Genomic DNA, 4945 nt, shown 5'->3' on the forward strand with positions numbered 1-4945 from the left:
AGTGAGGTCTCTGTCGATGAGCGTAAAACTAACGCACAAAAAGAAATAAAACAGAGAACCGAATAAATTGTTAATCTATCTAATCCTGTCAACATCGCCACTCCTTAGCTAGTTGCCTTTGCTTCAAGTTGTTATCAACTTGTTAACTAAGTTATAGGAAATGATTCTGTTTGCCAAGCACTTATTGCATATTTTTTCTGCAGACGTATTATTCACACGTTAGATAGATATAGAGATACAAACCATGACATTCAAACCTGAACTGGCAACCCATACTTTAGAAGCTGAAGGCCTGCGTTGCCCAGAGCCAGTAATGATGGTCAGGAAGACAATTAGAAACATGCAGGATGGCGATGTGTTACTGGTAAAAGCTGACGATCCGTCGACCACTCGAGATATCCCGAGCTTTTGTCGATTCATGGATCACCAGTTGGTAGGCCAAGAGACAGAAACGCTGCCATACCAGTATTTGATCAAAAAGGGATTGGAGGCGTAACGCCCCACCGAGAATCAAACATCAAAAAAAGCCGCTGGTACCTTATGTTCTTAAGCAGAACTCAGAGTACCAGCGGCTTTTTGTTTATTCATCTCTAGACTTAGTTTGCAGATAATCAAGCTGTTGTTGTAACGCTCGGATGTCTTTACGCATAGGAATAATATGCGCGACTCGAATCCAAGCCTCAACTGCAAGTCCAGTCATGATCATAGCGCCGGCGACCATTGGTAACCACATGTCCGTCAGCACCATGCCTAATAGTGTAAGTGCAAGACCAAAGGTAAATAGATAGCTTTGGCTTTGTGGAGTAATACCCATATAACGCGTCAACATAATCATGCCCTCGTGTTCTTAACTCACAAGATTAAAATATCATGACAAGTATGACAGTTATATGTCCATTCGCTCGATAAACCCCACAATACTGTAAGAGTATGACCTACAACACATTACTCCACTGGTTGAGTATAATAAGACTCAAAACACTCATGAGTAGAACGCAGCAGCGATAGCCAAACCGACAAATAACAGGGCTGTAATCTTACGAATCAGATCGAGTGGCATCTTGTCTGCCGACAGCTTACCAATGATCACAACAGGTACATTCGCTAGCAACATGCCTATGGTTGTACCCAGAATTACCCACGCCAAAGCATCGGCGTATTGCGCCCCTAGAATAGAAGTCGCAATCTGAGTCTTATCACCAATTTCAGCGATAAAAAACGCAATGAAACTGGCGACAAAAGGGCCACGATTTGAGATCTGTTCATCATCATCGAGCTTATCGGGAATCAGAATCCAGCCCGCCATTGCAATAAAACTGACCACCAGCACCCACTTTAAAACTTCTGGCGATAAGTAATCAGCGACAACCACACCGAGCCATGCGGCAAGAGCATGATTGGCTATGGTGGCAAAGAAGATAGCCGCAATGATAGGTATCGGCTTTCGATATCGACTGGCTAATAAAAGAGATAACAACTGGGTCTTATCGCCGATCTCGGCTAAGGCGACAGTTGTAATTGAAATTGCTAAAACGCTCACGACATGCTCATTTGGGATGGAGATTATTATATTTAACCAAAGACAAACCTCGCGCCCCATCCCGGTTCACGATGCTTGTCTAAGGTCTTGCTAAGCGCCACCAAGGTGGTGGTTGCCTCGAACGCCATGATGATTTTGCATCAATTATGTTGACGAACGAACTCATTCACTAGGATATGAACAAGTAAGCTACTCCCCAAAGACCGCGAGATTCTAATCACCCACGTAGTCAAAAACAAGTGTCAAACTTATCAAAATATCTACTTGCACCGAAAAACAAACATTAAAGGCAAAAAAATCCATTAAACGACATTTTAGACCACTAATTAAACAAGATTACCCCTACTCGCTTTACGAATATCTCGGTATACTCAGAGGTTATTTTTCTCATTCATTTAAAAGAATCGCGCGAACCTGACTATGCAAAAATACGATATCAAAACCTTCCAGGGAATGATCCTCGCGCTGCAGGATTACTGGGCTCAAAACGGTTGTACCATTGTTCAACCTCTAGATATGGAAGTAGGTGCAGGCACCTCTCACCCAATGACATGTCTACGAGCACTTGGCCCAGAGCCAATGTCTACAGCTTACGTACAACCTTCACGTCGTCCTACTGATGGCCGTTACGGTGAAAACCCTAACCGTCTTCAGCACTACTACCAATTCCAAGTAGCGCTAAAACCATCGCCAGACAATATCCAAGAGTTGTACCTAGGCTCACTAGAGGTTCTTGGTGTTGACCCACTTGTTCACGACATTCGCTTCGTTGAAGATAACTGGGAAAACCCAACACTAGGTGCATGGGGTCTTGGTTGGGAAGTATGGCTAAACGGCATGGAAGTAACTCAGTTTACTTACTTCCAACAGGTTGGCGGCCTTGAGTGTAAGCCTGTAACAGGCGAGATCACTTACGGTATCGAGCGTCTAGCAATGTACATCCAGGAAGTAGACTCAGTTTACGACCTAGTATGGAACGTTGCACCAGACGGCTCTAACGTAACTTACGGTGACATCTTCCACCAAAACGAAGTTGAGCAATCAACGTACAACTTCGAACACGCAGACGTAGATTTCCTATTCGGTTTCTTCGACCAGTGTGAAAAAGAGTGTAAAGAGCTACTTGAGCTTGAGAAGCCACTTCCGCTTCCAGCTTACGAGCGCATTCTAAAAGCAGGCCACGCATTCAACATCCTTGATGCGCGCAAAGCTATCTCTGTAACAGAGCGTCAACGTTACATCCTTCGTATTCGCAACCTAACTAAATCAGTTGCTGAAGCATACTACGCATCACGTGAAGCACTTGGCTTCCCAATGTGCAAGAAGGACGAGGAGAAGTAATCATGGCTAAAGAATTTCTAATTGAACTAGGTACTGAAGAGCTACCACCAACGCAACTTCGCACTCTAGCAGAAGCATTCGCAGCAAACTTCGAAGCTGAGCTTAAAGGCGCAAACCTAGCGCACGAAGGCGTGAAGTGGTACGCAGCACCTCGTCGTCTTGCTCTTAAAGTAGCAGCACTGGCTGAAGGCCAAGAAGACAAAGTTGTTGAAAAACGCGGCCCTGCAGTTTCTGTAGCATTCGATGCTGACGGCAACGCAACAAAAGCTGCTCAAGGTTGGGCTCGTGGTAACGGCATCACGGTTGAAGAAGCTGACCGTCTAGTAACAGACAAAGGCGAGTGGCTTCTTTTCAAACAAGAAGTAAAAGGCCAAGCAACGTCTGAAATCGTTGTTGAGCTAGCGGCTAAAGCTCTAGGTAACCTGCCTATCGCTAAGCCAATGCGCTGGGGTAACAAGACGACTCAGTTCATCCGTCCGGTTAAAACACTGACTATGCTAATGGGCGCTGACCTTATCGAAGGTGAGATTCTAGGCGTAGCATCTGGCCGCACTATCCGTGGTCACCGATTCATGGGTGAACAAGAGTTCACTATCGATTCTGCAGAGCAATACCCAGCGATCCTAGAAGAGCGCGGTAAAGTAATGGCAGATTACGAAGCGCGTAAGGCAATCATCCTAGCTGATTCGCAAAAAGCAGCAGCAGCGGTTGGCGGTAAAGCTGACCTAGAAGATGACCTTGTTGAAGAAGTAACGTCTCTGGTTGAATGGCCAGTAGTACTAACAGCTAAGTTTGAAGAAGAGTTCCTAAAAGTTCCTTCTGAAGCTTTGGTTTACACCATGAAGGGTGACCAAAAATACTTCCCTGTTTACGATGAAAACAAGAAACTACTTCCTAACTTTATCTTCGTATCAAACATTGAGTCTAAAGAGCCTCGCCATGTTATCGAAGGTAACGAGAAGGTTGTACGCCCACGTCTTGCTGATGCTGAATTCTTCTTCAACACAGACCGTAAGCGTCCTCTAATCGACCGTCTTCCAGAACTAGACCAAGCTATCTTCCAGAAGCAGCTTGGTACTATCAAAGACAAAACAGACCGCATCACAGAGCTTGCTGGCTATATTGCTGAGCAGATCGATGCTGACGTTGAGAAATCTAAGCGCGCAGGTCTACTAGCGAAATGTGACCTAATGACCTCTATGGTATTCGAATTCACGGATACTCAGGGTGTTATGGGCATGCACTACGCGACTCACGATGGTGAAGACGAGCAAGTTGCACTAGCACTTTACGAGCAGTACATGCCTCGTTTCGCAGGTGATGACCTACCAAGCACTGGCATTTCTTCTGCAGTAGCAATGGCAGACAAGCTAGACACTATCGTAGGTATCTTCGGTATTGGCCAGGCTCCAAAAGGTTCTGACCCATTTGCTCTACGTCGTGCATCACTAGGTGTACTACGTATTATCGTTGAAAACGGCTACAACCTAGACCTAACAGATCTGATCGCAAAAGCGAAAGAACTACTAGGCGACAAGCTAACCAACGACAACGTAGAAGCTGACGTTATCGACTTCATGCTAGGTCGTTTCCGCGCATGGTACCAAGATGCTGGTTTCAGCGTGGATATCATCCAGGCAGTACTAGCTAACCGTCCAACTAAGCCAACTGACTTTGACCAACGTGTTAAAGCGGTTTCTCACTTCCGTGAACTAGAAGCGGCAGAAGCACTAGCAGCAGCGAACAAACGTGTAGGTAACATCCTTGCGAAATTCGATGGTGAGCTAGCAGCAGATATCGATCTAGCACTTCTTCAAGAAGATGCAGAGAAAGCACTGGCTGAAAACGTTGCTGTAATGACAGAAGCACTAGAGCCAGCATTCGCGACAGGTAACTACCAAGAAGCCCTAAGCAAGCTAGCAGCTCTACGTGAGCCTGTTGATGCGTTCTTCGATAACGTAATGGTTATGGCTGATGACGAAGCACTTAAGAAGAACCGTCTGACACTACTGAATAACCTACGTAACCTGTTCCTACAGATTGCTGACATCTCTCTACTACAAA

5 protein-coding genes are annotated in these 4945 nt (G+C 45.5%); 3 read left to right on the top strand and 2 right to left on the bottom strand.

All coding sequences use genetic code 11. From position 1 onward, the window contains the following. Positions 1–244 precede the first annotated feature (244 nt). Complete coding sequence (gene tusA, locus BCT81_RS20480) at positions 245–496, top strand: sulfurtransferase TusA (protein WP_004739242.1); 252 nt, start codon at positions 245–247, stop codon at positions 494–496. Between the two features lie 84 nt (positions 497–580). Here the strand turns inward: tusA and BCT81_RS20485 are convergent, their stop codons facing one another. After that, positions 581–835 carry a hypothetical protein gene (locus BCT81_RS20485; RefSeq protein ID WP_008223224.1) on the bottom strand — a complete coding sequence of 85 codons (255 nt, stop codon included), beginning with the start codon at positions 833–835 and terminating at the stop codon, positions 581–583. A gap of 147 nt (positions 836–982) precedes the next feature. Further along, entirely contained in the window at positions 983–1540 is a 558-nt protein-coding gene (locus BCT81_RS20490; protein ID WP_004739245.1) for a TMEM165/GDT1 family protein, read from the bottom strand. Between the two features lie 420 nt (positions 1541–1960). Here BCT81_RS20490 and glyQ point away from each other — a divergent pair, with 420 nt between their 5' ends. Then, positions 1961–2881 carry a glycine--tRNA ligase subunit alpha gene (glyQ, locus tag BCT81_RS20495; protein ID WP_008223226.1) on the top strand — a complete coding sequence of 307 codons (921 nt, stop codon included), beginning with the start codon at positions 1961–1963 and terminating at the stop codon, positions 2879–2881. A 2-nt stretch (positions 2882–2883) separates the two neighbouring features. Further along, a partial coding sequence (gene glyS, locus BCT81_RS20500) for a glycine--tRNA ligase subunit beta (protein WP_102425638.1) occupies positions 2884–4945 on the top strand: 2062 nt, incomplete at its 3' end.

Source organism: Vibrio sp. 10N.261.52.A1, from assembly GCF_002876325.1.
Lineage (GTDB): Bacteria > Pseudomonadota > Gammaproteobacteria > Enterobacterales > Vibrionaceae > Vibrio > Vibrio chagasii.

Bases quoted from the DNA above. Each gene is read 5' to 3' on its own strand.
- glyQ (WP_008223226.1), top strand. From the start codon at position 1,961: ATGCAAAAATACGATATCAAAACCTTCCAGGGAATGATCCTCGCGCTG.
- tusA (WP_004739242.1), top strand. From the start codon at position 245: ATGACATTCAAACCTGAACTGGCAACCCATACTTTAGAAGCTGAAGGC.
- BCT81_RS20485 (WP_008223224.1), bottom strand. From the start codon at position 835: ATGATTATGTTGACGCGTTATATGGGTATTACTCCACAAAGCCAAAGC.